Here is a 390-nt window from a genome sequence, read left to right on the forward strand (position 1 = left end):
ATATCAGCGACCCATAATTCATTGGGTTTGCCAGCTTTAAAACAACGCTTAACCAGATCCGGGCGCAAATCCACACCCTGTAATTGCCTGGTCGTAACCGGTGCGCGACCCCGGCGAGCACCGGTAATCCCAGCGATCCTCATGATCCTGGCGACCTGGTCACGGCCAACCTTCCAACCAGATCGTCTAGCTGCGTGCCACATCTTACGTATCCCGTAAACCCCGAAATTATGGGCGTGAATAGTCGCTAACTCCCTAACAAGTATTCGATCACGCACACTTCTAGCACTTGCCGGCCTGCTCTTAGCCGCACGATAACCACGAGAAGTAATAAACCCTCCTTCCAAGCTAGCCCTCAGTGTCCGGCAAATCGGCTCGACCCCGAAACGA

At 53.8% G+C, this 390-nt stretch carries 1 protein-coding gene; it reads right to left on the reverse strand.

The annotated features are described in order from the left end of the window. On the reverse strand, positions 1-278 hold a 278-nt coding region (locus L0M99_RS09700), incomplete at its 3' end, for an IS3 family transposase (RefSeq protein ID WP_238128455.1). Between the last annotated feature and the right edge of the window lie 112 nt (positions 279-390).

The organism is Varibaculum cambriense (genome assembly GCF_022133705.1).
Taxonomy (GTDB): domain Bacteria; phylum Actinomycetota; class Actinomycetes; order Actinomycetales; family Actinomycetaceae; genus Varibaculum; species Varibaculum cambriense_A.